The sequence below is a fragment of the Megasphaera intestinihominis genome (assembly GCF_040096415.1).
Classification (GTDB): Bacteria; Bacillota; Negativicutes; order Veillonellales; family Megasphaeraceae; genus Megasphaera; species Megasphaera intestinihominis.
In genome coordinates this window covers 46,268-64,906 of the sequence record NZ_JBBMEU010000003.1, presented here as the reverse complement: position 1 = coordinate 64,906, position 18,639 = coordinate 46,268, and the positions used below count along the sequence as shown (strand labels likewise).

General features: G+C 54.2%; 12 protein-coding genes. 3 read left to right on the top strand and 9 right to left on the bottom strand.

The window, feature by feature from the left end; genetic code table 11:
* Nucleotides 1-8 precede the first annotated feature (8 nt).
* The 4 genes from rpoB to WMO23_RS01210 form a co-directional block, all read right to left on the bottom strand.
* A complete protein-coding gene (gene rpoB / locus WMO23_RS01225) occupies nt 9-3,746 on the bottom strand; it encodes a DNA-directed RNA polymerase subunit beta (protein ID WP_296819297.1) in 3,738 nt (1,245 codons plus the stop codon).
* Between the two features lie 237 nt (nt 3,747-3,983).
* A complete protein-coding gene (gene tyrS, locus WMO23_RS01220; RefSeq protein WP_292281787.1) occupies nt 3,984-5,240 on the bottom strand; it encodes a tyrosine--tRNA ligase in 1,257 nt (418 codons plus the stop codon).
* 214 nt (nt 5,241-5,454) lie between these two features.
* Complete coding sequence (gene nhaA, locus WMO23_RS01215; RefSeq protein WP_301877191.1) at nt 5,455-6,570, bottom strand: Na+/H+ antiporter NhaA; 1,116 nt, start codon at nt 6,568-6,570, stop codon at nt 5,455-5,457.
* A gap of 41 nt (nt 6,571-6,611) precedes the next feature.
* Nucleotides 6,612-8,525 (bottom strand): fructose-bisphosphatase class III, encoded by a 1,914-nt coding sequence (locus WMO23_RS01210; RefSeq protein ID WP_020310063.1) that lies wholly within the window; start codon nt 8,523-8,525, stop codon nt 6,612-6,614.
* 453 nt (nt 8,526-8,978) lie between these two features.
* Here WMO23_RS01210 and gdhA point away from each other — a divergent pair, with 453 nt between their 5' ends.
* Nucleotides 8,979-10,328: an NADP-specific glutamate dehydrogenase gene (gene gdhA / locus WMO23_RS01205; RefSeq protein WP_020310064.1), complete on the top strand. Its 1,350-nt coding sequence runs from the start codon at nt 8,979-8,981 to the stop codon at nt 10,326-10,328.
* Between the two features lie 245 nt (nt 10,329-10,573).
* Here the strand turns inward: gdhA and WMO23_RS01200 are convergent, their stop codons facing one another.
* From WMO23_RS01200 to WMO23_RS01190, 3 genes are read right to left on the bottom strand one after another with little or no spacing between them, the layout of a single operon-like run.
* Nucleotides 10,574-11,743 carry a M20 family metallopeptidase gene (locus WMO23_RS01200; protein WP_020310065.1) on the bottom strand — a complete coding sequence of 390 codons (1,170 nt, stop codon included), beginning with the start codon at nt 11,741-11,743 and terminating at the stop codon, nt 10,574-10,576.
* A gap of 18 nt (nt 11,744-11,761) precedes the next feature.
* The gene (locus WMO23_RS01195; RefSeq protein ID WP_020310066.1) at nt 11,762-12,709 is read right to left on the bottom strand and encodes an AEC family transporter; all 948 of its coding nucleotides are present in this window, start codon (nt 12,707-12,709) and stop codon (nt 11,762-11,764) included.
* A gap of 1 nt (nt 12,710) precedes the next feature.
* Entirely contained in the window at nt 12,711-13,505 is a 795-nt protein-coding gene (locus WMO23_RS01190) for a carbon-nitrogen family hydrolase (protein ID WP_020310067.1), read from the bottom strand.
* 158 nt (nt 13,506-13,663) lie between these two features.
* Here WMO23_RS01190 and WMO23_RS01185 point away from each other — a divergent pair, with 158 nt between their 5' ends.
* Entirely contained in the window at nt 13,664-14,326 is a 663-nt protein-coding gene (locus tag WMO23_RS01185) for a uracil-DNA glycosylase (RefSeq protein ID WP_349173057.1), read from the top strand.
* Nucleotides 14,327-14,472: 146 nt separating this feature from the next.
* On the opposite strand, the gene WMO23_RS01180 is transcribed toward WMO23_RS01185, so the two are convergent.
* The gene (locus WMO23_RS01180) at nt 14,473-15,702 is read right to left on the bottom strand and encodes a [Fe-Fe] hydrogenase large subunit C-terminal domain-containing protein (protein ID WP_020311845.1); all 1,230 of its coding nucleotides are present in this window, start codon (nt 15,700-15,702) and stop codon (nt 14,473-14,475) included.
* 245 nt (nt 15,703-15,947) lie between these two features.
* The gene (locus WMO23_RS11540) at nt 15,948-16,133 is read right to left on the bottom strand and encodes a hypothetical protein (protein ID WP_020311846.1); all 186 of its coding nucleotides are present in this window, start codon (nt 16,131-16,133) and stop codon (nt 15,948-15,950) included.
* Nucleotides 16,134-16,380: 247 nt separating this feature from the next.
* On the opposite strand from WMO23_RS11540, the gene WMO23_RS01170 reads away from it, so the two are divergent.
* A complete protein-coding gene (locus WMO23_RS01170) occupies nt 16,381-18,165 on the top strand; it encodes an APC family permease (RefSeq protein ID WP_292106799.1) in 1,785 nt (594 codons plus the stop codon).
* Nucleotides 18,166-18,639: the final 474 nt, after the last annotated feature.

Sequence of the window (18,639 nt, the reverse complement as noted above, 5' to 3'; positions counted from 1 at the left end):
TCGACTCGTTATTCATCATCGTCAGCCTGTTCAGCTTCGGCGACGGCATCGAGGCTCATGGCACTCATGATGTCATCTTCGCCGCCGTTGGCGACGGGTTCCTGTTCTTCGCCTTCTTCTCCTTCGGCAGGAGTGTCTTCAGCCGGTGCAGCCGGTGTTTCCGGACCATTTTCACCTTCCATGACGCGGCGGAGTTCATCAGTCTGTTCCGGTTCCGTTTCATCGTCGAGTTCCTTGATGACGACTTCTTCGCCGTCTTCGTTCAGGATCTGGACGTCGAGGCCGATGGCCTGGAGTTCTTTGAGGAGGACCTTGAACGATTCCGGTACGCCCGGTTCAGGAATATTTTCACCTTTGACGATCTTTTCGTAAGCCTTGACACGGCCGACGACATCGTCAGACTTAACAGTCAGCATTTCCTGGAGGGTATAGGCTGCGCCATACGCTTCCAGAGCCCAGACTTCCATTTCGCCGAAACGCTGGCCGCCGAACTGGGCTTTACCACCGAGCGGCTGCTGCGTGACCAGGGAGTACGGGCCTGTCGAACGAGCATGGATCTTGTCGTCGACGAGGTGATGCAGTTTGAGGAAGTACGTGTAACCGACAGTGACGCGGCGGTCCATCGGTTCCCCTGTACGGCCATCATAGAGGACGGATTTGCCGTCTTCCGGCAGGCCGGCGATCTTCAGGGCTTCAAAGACGTCTTCGGCCTGAGCGCCGTCGAAGACCGGTGTTGCGATATGGACACCGGCGACGTCCGGTTTGGGCATGCCGTATTTATCGAAATCATAGCCGGCAGCGCGGAGTTTTTCTTCCAGGCCCGGATCCATTTCCTTGATCTGTTTGCCCAGTTCGTGGACAGCCCAGCCAAGGTGGGTTTCCAAAATCTGACCGATATTCATACGAGACGGTACGCCCAAGGGGTTCAGGACGATCTGGACCGGCGTGCCATCGGGCAGAAAAGGCATATCTTCCTGGCGCATGACGCGGGAAACGACACCTTTGTTGCCGTGACGGCCAGCCATCTTGTCGCCTTCGTGGATCTTACGTTTCTGGGCGATGTAGACGCGGACCAGGTGGTTTACGCCAGGCGGCAGTTCGTCGTTATTTTCACGGGAGAAGATGCGGACGTTGACGACTTTCCCCGATTCACCATGAGGTACGCGCAGCGACGTATCGCGGACTTCGCGTTCCTTGTCGCCGAAGATGGCGCGCAGCAGGCGTTCTTCCGGTGTCAGTTCCGTTTCGCCTTTCGGCGTGACTTTGCCGACCAGGACGTCGCCCGGGAAGACGTCGGCACCGATCATGATGATGCCGTTTTCGTCGAGGTTCTTCGTGCTTTCTTCACTGACGTTGGGGATTTCACGGGTAATTTCTTCCGAACCCAGTTTCGTGTCGCGGGCATCACATTCGTATTCTTCGATGTGGATGGATGTGTAGAGGTCGTTCTTCGGGAGTTCTTCACTGAGGAGAACGGCGTCTTCGTAGTTATAGCCTTCCCAAGGCATGTAGGCTACGAGGATGTTGTAACCAAGAGCTAATTCGCCGCCGTCCGTAGCCATGCCGTCAGCCAGGGGCTGACCTTCCGTGACCCTTTCGTTCTTATAGACCAACGGGTGCTGGTTGATGCAGGTACTCTGGTTGGAGCGGACGAATTTGATGAGTTTATATGTATCGACAGAACCAGAATCCGTGCGGACCTGGATGGTGTCGCCAGTAACGCGGGATACGACGCCGCTGTGTTTTGCCAGGACGCAGACGCCGGAGTCACAAGCCGTCTTGTATTCCATGCCGGTACCGACGAGCGGAGCCTGTGTGCGCAGCAAAGGTACTGCCTGGCGCTGCATGTTCGCACCCATGAGGGCACGGTTGGCATCGTCGTTTTCCAGGAAGGGGATCATGGATGTACCGACGGAAACGACTTCCTTAGGCGATACGTCCATGAAGTCGACGCGGTCAGCCCGGAATTCACGGGTATCTTCACCGTGACGGCAGGCAACGCGTTCGTGGACGAAATGGCCATCTTCGGTCAACGGTTCGTTGGCCTGGGCGATGACGTACTGTTCTTCTTCATCAGCCGTGATGTAGTGGACATCTTCCGTAACGACGACCGTTTCTTTATCGACGCGGCGGTACGGGGCTTCGATGAAGCCGAATTCGTTGACTTTACCGAAGCAGGCCAGGGACGAAATCAAGCCGATGTTCGGGCCTTCAGGCGTTTCTACCGGGCACATGCGGCCGTAGTGGGAATGATGGACGTCGCGGACTTCGAACCCTGCGCGTTCACGGGACAGACCGCCAGGGCCGAGGGCGCTCAGACGGCGTTTGTGCGTGATTTCTGCCAGCGGGTTTGTCTGGTCCATGAACTGGGACAGCTGGCTGGAACCAAAGAATTCTTTGATAGCAGCGACGACAGGACGGATGTTGATCAAGACCTGAGGCGTAATGCTTTCGGCATCCTGGATGGTCATGCGTTCGCGGACGACGCGTTCCATACGGGTCAGGCCGATGCGGAACTGGTTCTGCAGGAGTTCGCCGACGCAGCGCAGGCGGCGGTTGCCCAGATGGTCGATGTCATCGACAGTTCCGAAGCCGTCCATGAGGTTGAGAAGATAGCTGATGTGGGCGATGATGTCTTCGCGGGTAATCGTGCGGTGGTCATACGGAAGGTCGCTGTTGTTGCAGATGATCTTGTAGACCGAGCCGTCCGTTTTTTCGACGAAGGCTTCGACGAGGCCGCCGCCGTCACCGGCGGGCGCACCGTCGGCGATTTCGCGATGGAAGACGCCGCTTTCGCGGATCCTTTCAACTTCAGCCGAGCCGATTTCCGTATGGGCATCGACGATGACTTCCCCTGTTTCCGGGTTGACGATCGGTTCGTGCAAGGTCAGGCCAAAGAGGCGGCGTTCCCAGCCGAGTTTCTTGCCGGCTTTGTAACGGCCAACGCGGGCCATATCATAACGGCGCGGGTCGAAGAAGAGGCCTTCAAAGAGATTGCGGGCACTTTCAACGGTCGGCGGTTCACCGGGGCGGAGTTTCTTATAGATTTCAACGAGGGCTTCGTCCTGATTTTCCGTCGTATCTTTTTCAAACGTAGCCTTCAGGCGTTTATCGTCGAAGAAGAGTTCGAGGATGTCGGCGTTCGACGACCAGCCCAGCGCGCGGATGAGGACCGTGACAGGAATCTTGCGGTTGCGGTCGATACGGGCATAGACGATGTCGTTGGCGTCTGTTTCCAATTCAATCCAGGCACCACGGTTCGGAATGACCGTCGAATTGTACAGGCGGATGCCCATCGGGTCGATTTCGTGGCCATAGTAGACGCCCGGAGAACGGACGAGCTGGCTGACGATAACGCGTTCTGCCCCATTGATAATGAAGGTACCTGTATCGGTAATCAGTGGGAAATCACCCATGAATACTTCCTGGTCCTTGATTTCACCTGTTTCGTGGTTGACAAGACGGATCTGGACGCGGAGCGGTGCGGCGTATGTCGTATCGCGTTCCTTACATTCACGAATGTCGTACTTCGGTTCCCCTAATTTAAAATTCTCGAAGGATAAAGACAGGTTACCCGATGCATCTTCGATGGGAGAAATGTCTTTGAAGATATCTTTCAGTCCCTTTTCCAGGAACCATTCGTAGGATTTATTCTGTAAATCCAACAAATGAGGCATTTTCAAGACCTCGTTAATCTTAGCATACGTGTATCGAGTCCTTTTCCCTACTTGTACAGGTTTGAACATGCTGATTCTTCACCCCTTATAAAAAGTAAATCATTATGATAGCGTTGTACAGCGCCGTGTAAAGCGACAAAAAAGCAAGGCTCTCAGACGATTTGAACCTTGCTTAATTTTTTGCTCACCGGAAGCGCTTCCTCCATGTATCTCATAATATCAATTGAACATTTTGCAATGAGTTATTATAGCATAGCAAAGCACTTCTGTCAATATTCTATTTTAACAATTTTCTAAAATCTACCCTTACTGATGAACCCGGGCCAAAGTATATTTCTTCTTCCCTTTGCGAACGATGACGAACTTGCCGTTGGAATTCTTGTGAGGTTTGACGATTTCGTCGAGGGACGTGACTTTGACGCCGTTGATGGTGACCGCACCGTGGGTGATGTCTTCGCGGGCCTGGCGTTTCGATTTGTAAATCTGGGAATCGACGAGCCAGTTGACGACGTCTTTATCTTCGTTGGAAACGTCGACAGTCGGCATCTTGCCGAAGGCCTGTTCCAATTCGCTTTCCGACAGGTCGGCGATGCTGCCGTGGTACAGGGCTTCCGTGATGTTCTGGGCTTCCTTCAGGGCTTCCGGGCTGTGGACGAAAGTCGTGACTTCTTCAGCCAGGCGGCGCTGGGCCAGTCGTTTTTCCGGTTCTTTTTCGACCGATTCGGCCAGGGCGTCGATTTCTTCCTTGCTGAGAAAGGTGAAGTATTTCAAGTATTTGACGACGTCCGCATCATCCTGGTTGAGCCAGAACTGATAGAATTCAAAGGGTGATGTCTTTTCCGGGTCGAGCCAGACAGCGCCGCCGGCGGTCTTGCCGAACTTGGTGCCGTCAGATTTCAGCATGAGGGGAATGGTCAGGCCATAGGCTTTGGCATCGCTGCCGTGCATCTTGCGGATCGTGTCGATACCGGCCGTGATGTTGCCCCACTGGTCGGCGCCGCCGATCTGCAGCTGGACGTCGTTATGGGAAAAGAGGTGTTCAAAGTCGATGGACTGGAGAATCTGGTAGGAAAATTCCGTAAAGGAAATGCCTGCTTCCAGACGGCTGGCAACGACTTCCTTGCTGAGCATGATGTTGACGCTGAACAGTTTGCCATAATCGCGGAGGAAATCGAGGAGGCTGATCTGGCTGAGCCAGTCATAGTTATTGACGAAGGTGATGTTTTCCGAATCGCCGAAAAGATGCATGAACTGAGCCTTCAATTTTTCGGCATTGGCCTTGATTTTATCGAGAGTCTGGAGCTGGCGTTCCGTCTTGCGGCCGCTCGGGTCACCGATTGCACCGGTACCGCCGCCAATGACGACATACGGATGATGGCCGGCATTGGCAAAGCGTTTAAGCATCATGAACGGAATCAAGTGGCCGATATGCATGCTGTCACCCGTCGGGTCGACACCGCAATAGAGGGAAATGCTCTTTTCTTCCGTGAGCTTACGCAACCCTTCTTCATCTGTCATCTGATTGACGGCACCGCGCCAAGACAATTCATCAATAATATTCATCGAATTCGCTCCTTTTGTATAAAAAATGATAAGTTACTCTTCATTATAACGACATGAACGTATTACGTCAATGATGGGCGCCAAAGGCGCCCGCTGTTCGCAGACCGCAGGCCGCAGGCCGCAAAACCACGCCACATTGGCCCGCTTGGTATATGGCTGACTATTCGCGGCGGGCTCGCCACGTGTGAGCCCCCTACCGATAATTACAGGAAGGCTATCGGCTTACGCGGTTGACCAGGAAGCCGCCGAGGATGGCCGCCGTGAGGGACGCGGCGGTGATGGCGGTCTTGGCCGTCATCAGGACCGGACTGCCGGGAAAGGCCAGGCCGGCGATGAACAGGGACATGGTGAAGCCGATACCGGCCAGGAGGCCGACGGCCCAGAAGTGTTTCATCGTCAGCCCTTCTGGCAGGGACGCTTTTTTCAAGGCCGTCAACAGCCAGACGGCCAGGCCGATGCCGATGGGCTTGCCCAGGACCAGGCCAGCCAGGACGCCCAGTCCCGGTGCCGACGCCAGGCCGGTCAGGCCGCTCAGGTCGAGGCGGATGCCGGCGTTGGCCAGGGCGAAGACGGGCATGATGACGAAAGCCGAGACAGGCGTCAGGGCGTGTTCTGCCCGCAGCAGCAAGCCTTCCCTTCCATCCTTGCCGGGCACGGCCGGCATGGCGAAGCCCGTGAGGACGCCGGCCATGGTCGGATGGATACCGCCGTAGAAGAAGGCCAGCCAGATGAGGATACCTCCCACAGCGTAAAACCAGGCTGATTGCCAATTCCTGCGGCACCCAGCCAGCATCAGCAGCCAGACGATGAGGCCGCCGGCCAGGACCGGAAGGTTGAGGGAACCGGCATAAAAGACAGCGATGACGACGATACCGCCGAGATCATCGACGATGGCCAGGGCCGTCAAAAAGACGACGAGGCTGCGCGGCGCTTTCGGAGCCGCCAGGGACAGGACGCCCAGGGAAAAGGCGATGTCCGTCGCCATGGGGATGCCCCAGCCACCAGCCGTCGGCAGGCCGGCATTGCACAGGCCATAAATCGCAGCCGGCACGAGCATGCCGCCTAAGGCCGCAGCCATGGGCAGCATCGCTGCCGACCGGGACTTCAGTTCTCCATAGAGGAATTCCCGCTTCACTTCGGCGCCGACGACAAAGAAGAACAGCGCCATGACGGCGTCATTGACCCAGTGCAGCAGGGACATGTGCGTCCCTGCCGGCAGCGGGGCCTGGAGCCAGCGTTCATAAGCGGGACCGAAGGGAGAATTAGAGATGGCCATGGCAAGTATCGCACAGGCAATGAGTAACAGTCCGCTTAACGATTCTCGTTTCATATTTCCTCCTTAACTAGGCGGGCCGCCCTTTGGGACGGCCCCTACGGGTTCGGACGGCGTTCGAGGATGACGCCCTGGCGGTAGGCTTCCAGCAGGGCCTTCAGGTCGTGGATCATCTGGAGGAGTTTCTTGCCGTTATCCGTGTCGCCGATCATGACGCGCTTCGGTTCCAGTTCGACCTGTGTCGATTCGGAATCGATGTCGACGTTGTTCATCAACGCCTGGTAGACATCTTCAAAGGGGTAGTGAGATTTGATGCGTATGCCGTGGGAGTTGAAGATGAGCGTGTAGCCGGCAATGCCCGTCGACCCCTGGTAGGCCTTGCAGAAACCGCCGTCGATGCAGATTTCCTTGCCTTCCGCCCTGATAGGGCTTTCGCCTTTCTTGACCTTGACCGGCGTATGGCCGTTGATGATGTGTCCCTGAGGCGAGTCGATGCCGAATTCGTGGAGGATCTTGATGCATTCGTCTTTATCGCGATTCAGGCGGTAGTAGGCATTCTGCGGTTCTTTCCACGTCGATTCGTCTATGATGTAACTCCGTTCAAAAGTCTTGACGATGCGGCCGGATACAGGGGAATCGGCACCGCACCAGAGGTACCACATATAGTCCAGGCTGTCAGTATCGCGCTGGTCATAAGCCCGGCGGATGAGGTGTTCCGCCTTATCCATGAAGGCTTTGCCCTTATACGGCTTACCGTCGAGGTAGATTTCCTTAAAGCTGCCGTCTTGGTTGAGGGGCAGGCCGCCGTGGAACAGGAGGTTGTTATTCATGCAGCGGTATAACGAGCCGTGGCTGTAGAGGAAGCGGATGTGGCGCTGCAGGCGTTCGCTTTCGGTAAATTCGGCCTGGATGTCGTTCATGAGCTGGTGTTCTTCCGGCGACAGCGTGTACGGGTCCTGGGGATTGACCGTCGGGAAGTCCTTGGTCTTCAATTCATACGTCTTGCCATCGAGAGTGATGACGCCTTTTTCCCAATCAATCTTGTGGAACAGCAGGCGGTCGTCCATATTGTAGTCGGGATGGCGGTAAATGGTCTGACCTTCCAGCTTGGCCACGATGACGTTGATGGCCTTGACCATGGGCTCAATGCCGTCGTCCTCTTTATACGTCTGCAAGGCAAAGAGGGCAAAGGGCCGAAGGCTGATGCCATAGCCGCTTTCTAATATTTCCATATTATGGTAACGGATGTTATTGCGCAGGACATTGGCGATGCAGGCCGCGTTGCCGGCAGCAGCACCCATCCAGAGGACGTCGTGGTTGCCCCACTGGATGTCCAGAGAATGATGATGCATGAGCGTGTCCATGATCTTGTCGGCATGAGCGCCGCGGTCGTAGATATCGCCGATGATGTGCAGGTGGTCGACGGCCAGCCGTTTGATGAGATTGGCCAAAGCGTAAATGAATTGGCGCGTACTTCCCGTTTCCAAGATGGTGTCGAGAATCTTCATGTGATAGACCAGCTGGTTCTGGTCTTCATCGGGCTGGGCGTGCAAGAGTTCATCGATAACGAAGCGGAAGACTTCCGGCATGGCTTTACGGACTTTCGACCGCGTATATTTCGACGACAAGAGCTTGGCCAGGTCGATCATCCGTTCCAGCGTCGTCCGGGCCCAGTCATCGTTGACCTTGCCTTCGCGGTAGAGCATGTTCAGCTTTTCCTTAGGATAATAAATAAGAGTCAGCAAGTCGTCCTGTTCGGCCTTGCTCATCTTGTCAGAAAAAATCATTTCCACTTTTTCGCGGATGACGCCGGAGCAGTTGTTGAGGATGTGATAGAAGGCTTCGTATTCACCGTGCAGGTCACTCATGAAGTGTTCTGTCCCTTTCGGCAGGTTGACGATGGCCTGCAGATTGATGATTTCCGTGAACGTCGCCGCCTGCGTGGGATACTCCTTGGACAGGAGCTCCAAATAGCGCAAATATTCCGGGGAATAGGTATCGTACGTTTCCATGTTGCGTACCTCTCTTTCTTATATAGTATATGTTGTATGGCTTATTTACTTTCTATTGTATATCATCATTGTCAGGGTGACTAGGTTCTTTTTCTGATTTTCGTCACCTTCCTCTCCATTTTGTTTAACCGGTGTATACAATTATTCCTCCAGCAAAAGACAAAGGGCCGTCTTCCCCCTTCTTCCTCAATAAGTATAGTTCTATTTATACCATGATTTTGATTTATATTGCAATTATTTTTAACGAATACCTCCCTTTAACTTACTATAACGTTTATCTTATACCTTAAAAATCCTTGAATTTTGACGTCCTCTTTCACATAGTGGCAATGCAGTGCCATCATGGAAAAATCTTTTCCTCATTGTGGTATTTGCAAGGACGGAAAAACATGCTATTATGTAATTGTAGAAATCAGTTTTAGGTATAATTAATTTTAAATGAGGTGATTACATATGAATAAGTATTTGGAATCTGTCATTGAAAATGTACGCACGAAACACGCAAACGAACCGGAATTCGTCCAGACCGTCGAAGAAGTCTTCAGCTCCCTGGACCCTGTCGTCGAACGCCACCCGGAATATGAAAAGTTCGACCTCCTCAACCGTCTCGTCGAACCGGAACGGCAATTCACATTCCGCGTCGTCTGGCAGGATGATGCAGGCAAATACCACACCAACACGGGCTACCGCTTCCAGTTCAACGGCGCTATCGGGCCCTACAAAGGCGGCCTTCGTTTCCAGAAGAACGTATACTCAGGCATCATCAAATTCCTGGGCTTTGAACAGATTTTCAAGAACGCACTGACCGGCCTGCCTATCGGCGGCGCCAAAGGCGGGGCTGACTTCGACCCGACGAGCAAGTCCGACGCTGAAATCATGCGTTTCTGCCAGAGCTACATGCAGGCTCTCTATCGCTACATCGGTCCCGATGTCGACGTACCGGCTGGGGACATGGGTGTCGGCGGCCGTGAAATCGGCTACCTCTTCGGCGAATACCGCCGCCTGAAAGGCTGCTTCGAAAACGGTGTCCTCACGGGCAAAGGCTTCAGCTTCGGCGGTTCCCGCATCCGTCCGGAAGCTACGGGCTACGGCGCCGTATACTTCCTGGAAAACGTTCTCAAAGACGACGGCCAGGACATCAAAGGCAAGACTATCGCCGCTGCCGGCTTCGGCAACGTAACCTGGGGCATCTGCAAGAAAGCTACGGAACTGGGTGCCAAAGTCGTTACCCTCTCCGGTCCGGACGGCTACATCTATGACCCGGACGGCGTCGCTACGCAGGAAAAGATCGACTACATCGTCGAAATGCGCAACAGCGGCCGCAACCGCGTCCAGGACTATGCCGATAAATTCGGCGTCGAATTCTTCCCGGGCGAAAAACCGTGGGGCCGCAAAGTCGATATCGTCATGCCGTCGGCTATGCAGAACGACGTCCATATGGAACAGGCTAAACAGATTGCTGCCAACAAGATCCGCTACTACATCGAAGTCGCCAATATGCCGACGACCAACGATGCCCTGAAATTCTTACTCGATCAGAAAGACATCATCGTCGCTCCGTCGAAAGCCGTCAACGCCGGCGGTGTCGCTACATCGGCCCTGGAAATGAGCCAGAACAGCGAACGCCTGGTATGGACTGCCAAGGAAGTCGATGACCGTCTCCACGAAATCATGAACACCATTTACCAGAACTGCAAAGACGCAGCTGCCCGCAACGGCCTGGGCCACAACCTCGTAGCCGGTGCCAATATCGCCGGGTTCGAACGCGTCGCCGACGCTATGCTGGCACAAGGTGTCTTCTAAGGTATACCTGAAACTGAATATATAGAGCGTGAAAAAAGGAGCTGTCGCATCGCGACAGCTCCTTTTTTCTGTAGGGGTCGCCACGTGGGCGACCCGTTCACGCAAATCCGTTTTCCAAGTATTTCACATATACCTAACGGGCTCGCCCTCTACAGCGGTCCGTTTCAGCAGCCGTCTTGCCATTCCTTGCAGTCATGACCTGACAGGCTGAAAAGGCATGTGCGAGCCCCTACAAACTACCTCTATCAGGAGAGGCTCTTCGCCGTGAACTCATCTTTCATCTGCTGGCGCAGGGCCGTGTCCTGGGCGAAGAGCAGGGCCAGGCGTGCCATGATTTCGGCGCCTTTGACGATGGTCGGTTCGATGGTCCTGGCCTTGACGGCATTGGCGATGTCCGTCGAGTGTTCCGGCATGGGGACGTCGCCCAAGGCCAGGTGGACGTGGACGGCCGGGCACTGATGGCTGACGTTGCCGACGTCGGAGCTGCCGCAATCCTTTGGTTCTTCGTAAGGGATCCCCATGGCCTGGAGGACCTGTTCCGACGCTTTCGTCGCCGCTTCATTCCAGACCATGTTATCGAATTTGCAGCCCATTTGGGTGACGTCATATGTCGTTTCCGTAGCAATGGCCGCCCCTTTGAAGCAGTTCATGACCTTGGCCACGACGGTATCGAGATATTCCCGTTCGCTGTGGCGGATACAACATTCGACTTCGGCGTAATCGGGGACGACGTTGGAGGCGGCCCCACCGTTTACGATATACGAGCCGATTCGCGTTTCCGGCCGGACGTGCTGGCGCAGCATATCGACGGCGTGCAGGGCCAGCATGGCCCCATTCAGGGCATTGCGGCCGTTCCAGGGTTCACCGGCGGCGTGAGCCGTCTGGCCGTGGAAGGCAATGCGGTAGTCGTCGAGGGCCAGGAAATGGGAATTGGCATTGGTCCGGGTCGGCGACACGTGGACCATGACGGCGAAATCATAGTCCTTGAAGACGCCCTGGTCGCACATGATGACCTTGCCGCCGCGCAGTTCTTCGTCCGGTGTGCCGATGAGGTCGACGTCGACAGGCAGATCCTTCAAATCCTTTAAGGCCGCAGCGGCCAGGAAGCTCATGGCACCATTGGCCGAATGGCCGCAGCCGTGGCCGACGCCGGGCAGGGCATCATATTCCGCCAAAAGGGCCATCTTGAAGACGGGTTTATCGGCCCGATGAGCGATGGCTCGGAAAGCCGTCGGCTGACCGGTGAACTGTTCTTCCACTTCCATGCCCAAAGAACGGCACAAATCGACGTAGTGCCGGCAGGCATGATATTCTTCACCGGACAGCTCCGGGTCGTCAGCAATGGTATAGTTGAGCTGAAAAGCCTGGGCTTCATGGGCTTTCAAAGCTTTCTTCAAATCTTCGAGGGTATTCATTTTCTAAAAAAACTCCTTCTATCCAATGATAAACATATATAAGGGAATGATGACGATGCCCATGACGACGGTGATAAAGCTGACTTCCGTCGAATAACGGACATCGGCGCCGACGGACTTGGCGACGACTGTCATCTGGGTCATGGCCGGCATACTGGCCTGCATAGTAAAGACCTGGGCCGACATGGGCGTGACCGGGATGAAGGGCAGGAGCACCAGGACGCAGGCCGGACAGACCAGGAAGCGGCCGACGAGGGCGCCGATGATGTCCCGGTCCCAGCGGACCGACGCCAGAGAAATACCCGTCATTTCAATGCCGATGACCATGAGCGACAGCGGCGTCGCCATATTGCCAACGTATTGGAACGACGTCAGCAGGAAATCAGGCAGCTTGATATTGGCCATAATCAGGACCAGGCCAGCCAAAAAGCCCAGGAGCGGCGGCGAAAAGACTTTCTTCAGGGTCTGCAGGGAAAACAAGGGCATATTCCCCTTGCCGCCCAGACTGTCGTTGACGATATGGTAGACGCCGAGGGTCCAGAACATGGTCGTGTTGGCCATGTAATAGAGCATGACCGACGGCACGCTCTGCGTCCCGAACAGGGCCAGGTTGACGGGCAGGCCGATGAAGATGGTATTGGCAATGAAAAAACAAGTGATGAAGACGCCCTGCCGGTCCTGGCGGATGTGCAGGACTTTGGCCGCTATGCGGCCGACGGCATAGGCCAAAAGGATTGACGCAAAGGGCAGGAGCAGGTCCGGCGCGATGCGGAGCAGCGAATCATGGGTAAAGTCCTTTTCCAGCTGGCAGAGCATGTATAAGGGCAGGCTTATCTTCATGACCAGTTTGGTAAAGACAGCGCTCATGTCCGGCCCGAACCAGCCTTTCTTGGCCAAGATGAAGCCGATGGAAATGATGAAGAGGACTTCAAAAATACCTTGTAAACCGTGCAATACGCCTTCCACGTTACCGCTTCCCTTCTAAATGATATAACTCAGGCCGCCGGTCGCGAAAGACATTGATGCGGCTGCGGATGTCTTTAATGACGGACAAGTCGATTTCGCCGGTAACGATTTCCTCACCGTCTCCTCCTTGGGCCAGCACTTCGCCCCACGGGTCGATAATCATAGAATGGCCACAGAAGCGGTAGTCACCGCAGGTACCGCAGCTGTTGACGGCGACGACGAAGAACTGGTTCTCAATAGCCCGGGCCCGATTGAGTATCTGCCAATGAGCCAGTCTGGGATGAGGCCAGGCGGCCGGGACAAAGAGGATCTGGGCACCGGCCAGGGCCGCCATGCGGACCCATTCGCCAAAGCGCAGGTCATAACAGGTAATCGACGCCATAGGGATGTCGCCCAGGAAGAAAGTATTCAAGTGATCTCCCGGCGCGAAGACCTTCTCTTCCCCACCAGGCGTGAATAAATGGCATTTGTCATACGATGAGACGCGATTCCCCTCTTCATCGACGATATACGTCGTATTGTACAGGCACCCGTCGTGACGGCGGACAATGGAGCCGCCGATGAGCTGGATATGACAGGACGCAGCCAGGTCCTGCAAAAACGCCTGGGCCTGGCGGCCCTCTTCATCGGCCAGGTCATAAACATCAGGCGGGTAGAACGACAGGTCCCACAATTCAGGCAGCACGGCCATATCCGAACCAGCCCTGGCCGCCTGTTGGACGCGGCGCCGGACCTGGTCGAAATTGGCCAGCCTGTCGCCGGGGACGATAGGAAATTGAATGAGTGAGATTTTCACTGCACTTCCCCCTTTCTTTAATTTTCATGTCAATTTAGCTTTATTATATACCATACTATAGTATGTAAAAAGTATTTTTTAGAATACCGCTGGACGACTTGAAAAGAGGCGGCCGCCTTGTTATAGTAAAATTAATTATCGCATAAAGAAGGGGTATCATGGAAGAAAATGAAAAGATGAAAGATTGGCTGACAGAACTCATGAGCTGTACAGCCTGTCACTTACGGGACGAAGGCAATCGCGGACCGACGCGCTATTCCGGCGATTGTGCGTCGCCGCTGATGTTCGTCGGCGAAGGGCCTGGCGGTGTGGAAGATGAATACGGCGTTCCCCTCGTCGGCCCGTCGGGGCAGCTCCTCGACAAGGCCTTGTGGAGCGTCGGACTCACGCGGGACCACGTCTATGTCACCAACATCGTCAAGTGCCGGCCCAAGAACAACCGCACGCCGACCCTGGAAGAAGGGCGCCACTGCGCGGACATCCATTTGGTCAAAGAAATCGAACTGGTCCAGCCGAAAGTCATCGTCTGCCTAGGCAAAGTCGCCTTCCAGTATTTCTATGGCCGCGCCGCCAGCATCATGCGCAACCGAGGCAAGTGGTTCACGTGGCGCGGCTATGACATCCTGCCGACGTATCACCCGGCCTTTCTCCTGCGCCAGACCGGCCACGAACTGGTCGAATCGAAATGGCAGGTCTACTACGACTTCAAAGCGGCTGTCGAAAAAGCCAAAGCCGCCATGCCCGACTATACCTATCAGAGCCCGGAAAAGCCGGACCTCCTGGCCCAATATGCAGCATTAAAAGAGAGCCGGCATTGGTAAATGGCCCTTGAAGGCTGCAGTTCGCAGGCCGTGTAAAAAAAGGCTGTCGCAGATGCGACAGCCCTTTTTTCTGTAGGGGCGCCACGTGGGGCGCCCCCCTAGAAACTCTGACGAAAAAGGTCACTACATGATGACCATACCCATCATCAGTCAAAAATACGGTCGTACAGGTGGCTCCGTTCGAGGAATTCTTCGACTGTCGGGAAGCCGAGTTTCTTCAATAATTCGATGACGTAGGGATTTTCCATGGGTGTCTTGTAGGCCGCCTGTTTGCCGTAGGCCTGGACGTTGACCTTGCCTTCTTCTTTCTTGATGATGGCCCGGGGACCGCCGACGCATCCGCCCAGACAGCCCATGCCTTCAAAGAAGTTGCCATCGCGGTTGCCGGCCAGGATGTCGTTGATCATGGCCTTGCAGGCCGGGACGCCATCGGCTTTGCGCGTCTTGATGTCGACTTTGCGGTCCGGGTTCAGCTGATGGACCGTTTCCGTGACGGCTTCAGAGACGCCGCCGGCATAGGCGTAGCAGATGCCCGCTTCCGAAGCGTGGGGCACGTTGTCTTCCGGCAGGGATGCCAGGTCGATGTCCGTAACCGTCAGGAAGTCGCGCAGTTCCTGATAGGTCAGGACGTAATCAATAGCGCCTACCAGGTCCGGTTCTTTCCGTTCAGCTTTCTTAGCCAGGCAGGGCCCGATGAAGACAGTCTTGGCATTAGGATGCAGGGCCTTAACTGTACGGCCGCCGGCAATCATAGGCGAGACAGAGCCCGGGACGTTGGGCAGGAGCTGGTGATAGAGCTTCTTGATCATGGCAATCCACATGGGGCAGCAGCAGCTGGTGAGCTGGAACTGGTCTTCATTGTTGATGTTCTTGTCGAATTCCAGGGCTTCTTTCAATGTCAGGATATCGGCAAAGACGGCGACTTCCAGCATACCCGTGAAACCCAGGCGCTTGAAAGCTGTCCGCAGTTTCCCCATGGTAACATCGGGACCGAACTGACCGGATACGGCAGGAGCAACCAAGGCGTAGATAGGGCCGTCGTAGTCGTGCAGTTCCTGGACGACAGGGATAAGGTCTTTCCGCGTCTTCAGGGTATCGAGCTTGCAGGCATCGACGCAGGCCTGGCAGCCGACGCACTGGCTGTCGTCGATGGAGATGCCATCGGGACCGGACGTGATAGCGCCCCAGTCACAGGCTTCCTGGCAGTGATGTGGTTCATCGGGCGGACAGAGACAGGGCTTGACCCGCCAGATCAGGGGATGGTCGTCGGGATGAGCCAGACAATCGATCAATTTCGGGTCACCATCGACACCGACCGGTTTACCGTCAGCAGCCCGTTTAAGCATCTGCTGGTACAATTCATCTAATGTTTTCATGAGGAACCTCCTTTGTGAACATCTGCTAACACAGACTAATACAGCTTTATTGTAGCAGATTTTTCGTTATTACAACAGTTTTATTTTAAAGATGCCCCTTCATTCAGAGCATACGTAGCGGCCATATGACGCAAAGAGTGAACACCAATATGGGGTATTCCTATCTTTTTGCACATTTTTGTCAGCCATGTATTCAGATAACTAGGACTTGCAGGAACTAGATGATCATGTAGTTATCAGGTAAATCATCTATTGCCTTCAGCAATTTCTTCAGCTGTTCTTCCTGAATAATGGGATAGTGATGATAACTCCATCCCTTGGATTTCGCCCCCGATGACAAAGGCTCCTTCGCCGTCGGATTCGGCTCCTACAAGAGCGAACATGCCGCAGCCCTCGGCGCCTCTAAATAACACGATTTCCTCCTTAGACAAAAAGGCATCCTTTGACTTGCAGCAGCGAGGGATGTCTTTTTGCTATTGTTTCTGAAATCTTATGGTCAACAGGAATAACACATGAAAAACCTTTATTGACAGGAGTATGAAAAGGGATTATACTGAGCTGTATTTAGCAAAATGCAGTTTCTTACAATAAAAAAGGGAGGCTATCATGCTATTCAAAACGATTAATCGCCACCTTCTCGGCAAGCCTTTGGAGAATACCAAACTCGAGGGCGAACAGATGCCAAAATGGAAGGCCCTGCCTATTTTCTCATCGGATGCCCTGTCATCCGTCGGGTACGGGCCGGAACAGATTGCCATCGTCCTGGCTTCGGTACCGACCTTAGCGACATACCGTTATTTCGGACCTATCGTCTTAGCTATCATTGCCTTATTATTCATCGTTGCCCTGTCCTATACCCAGGTCGTCCGGGTCAATCCGGGCGGCGGCGGTTCCTATGGCATCGCCATGAAATACCTCGGTGTCTACCCAGCCCTTACGGCAGGGGCGGCGCTTCTGGCCGATTACATCCTGACCGTTGCCGTTTCCATTTCTTCAGGGACGGCGGCGCTGGTCAGTGCCTTTCCGGTCCTCCACCCTTATCACGTCTACCTTGACCTCGGCGTTCTCATCCTGATGATGATCGTCAACCTGCGCGGTACCAGGGAGGCCTCAACCGTCTTCGTCTGGCCGACGTACTTCTTCTTGGCTGCCATGGGGATCACCTTAATCGGCGGCTTCTATCAAATCTGGAACGGCACCCTCACGGCTCATACCGTCGCTGTCGAAACGGTAGCCCCATTGAATCAGACCGCCTTGATGCTCATCGTCCTGCGGGCCTTTGCTAACGGCTGTAGTTCCATGACCGGCATCGAAGCCATTGCCAACGGCGTCACCATGTTCAAGGCGCCTCAGCAAAAAAACGCCATCGAAACGACGGCTATCATGGCCTGTATCCTGGCAATCATGCTCGGCGGCCTCGGTTACCTCATCATTTATCTTCACCTCTTGCCGACACAAGGCTACACCCTATTGTCCCTCCTTGTCGAAGATATCTTCAGCCGGACCTTGATTTACTACGTCATCCAGATTTTGATGATGGTCATCCTCTACATCGCCGCCAATACGGCCTACAACGGCCTGCCGCCGCTTCTTTCTTTCATGGCCGTCGACGGCTACGTCCCCCGCTACTTTGCCAACCGCGGTGAACGCCTGAGCTATTCTAACGGCATCCAAGTCCTAACGCTCATGGCCGGCATCTTGATTGTCCTCTTCCAGGGTAATATTGAGCACCTCATTTCCCTCTATGCCATCGGCGTATTCCTCTCCTTCACCATTGCCCAATCGGCCATGGTCGTCTACTGGAGACAATGCCGGGAACGAAACTGGCGCCTCTTTTCCGTCATCAACGGCTTCGGTGCCCTGGTCACGGCCTGCGTCGTCGTCATCGTCCTCATCACCAAATTCATCTACGGAGCCTGGATCATCGTCCTGCTCATCCCGACCTTGGTCTATATGTTCCTTAAAGTCCATCATCACTATGATGACGTCCGAGAACAGCTGTTGCTGACACCGGAAGAGTATACGAAAGTCATGACCACCGACTTAGGCCGCAATATCATCATCATCCCCATCGCGTCCCCGACTCAAGCCGTAGCCAAGGCCATTCGCTACGCCAAGATCATCAGCGGTTCGAAAGATAAAATCTATGCCGTCCACGTCTACAGCGACGATGAACGGGGTAAAAAAATCAAAACCTTGTGGCGCCAACTGGAACCCGACATCGAGCTCATCATGCTTCAATCGCCTTATCGGCAGTTGACGGACCCGCTCATCACCTTTATCCAAGAGCTGCGGAAAGAGACGGCTCCGAAAGATATGATTACCGTCCTCATTCCGGAATTTGAAACGAAAAAATTATGGCACCGCCTGCTTCACAACCAGAGCGGCTGGCTGCTAAGACTCCGTATCCTGCCTTACTTAGACGTCGTCGTATCGACAGTCCCCCTGCAGTTTACGAAATAGAAATCAAGTAGCATCTACAACAAAGCCCCGTCGAAGGAAATTTCTTCGACGGGGCTTTCTGTTATGGAACTGTCATCGGGAGATGGTCAGTTATTTTTTATAGAGCATGCGGACCGAATTGAGGACACACAGGGCGGATTTGATTTGTTTTCTTTTAAGTTGTTCTAATAATTGGCTGAGGAAGTCACTGATGTAAACTGTCCGGATGGACTTGTCCGTCTTTGGATTAGAGACTTCAGTACAACGAGATGATACATATTTCACAGACCTCTGAATACAGATTTTTTTCGCATCCCAGTCTATATCCGACCATCTTTACGGATTTTGTTGCCGTCCTTATCTTGACCTATATAGACCCGAAGCTCCCAATGACCATTTCCTCGATTGATTACAGTAGCCAACAATTACACCTCCTAAAAAAGAGGCTCACTTAGAGAGCCTCTTTGATATGCTACGATACTATAAATTGTATTT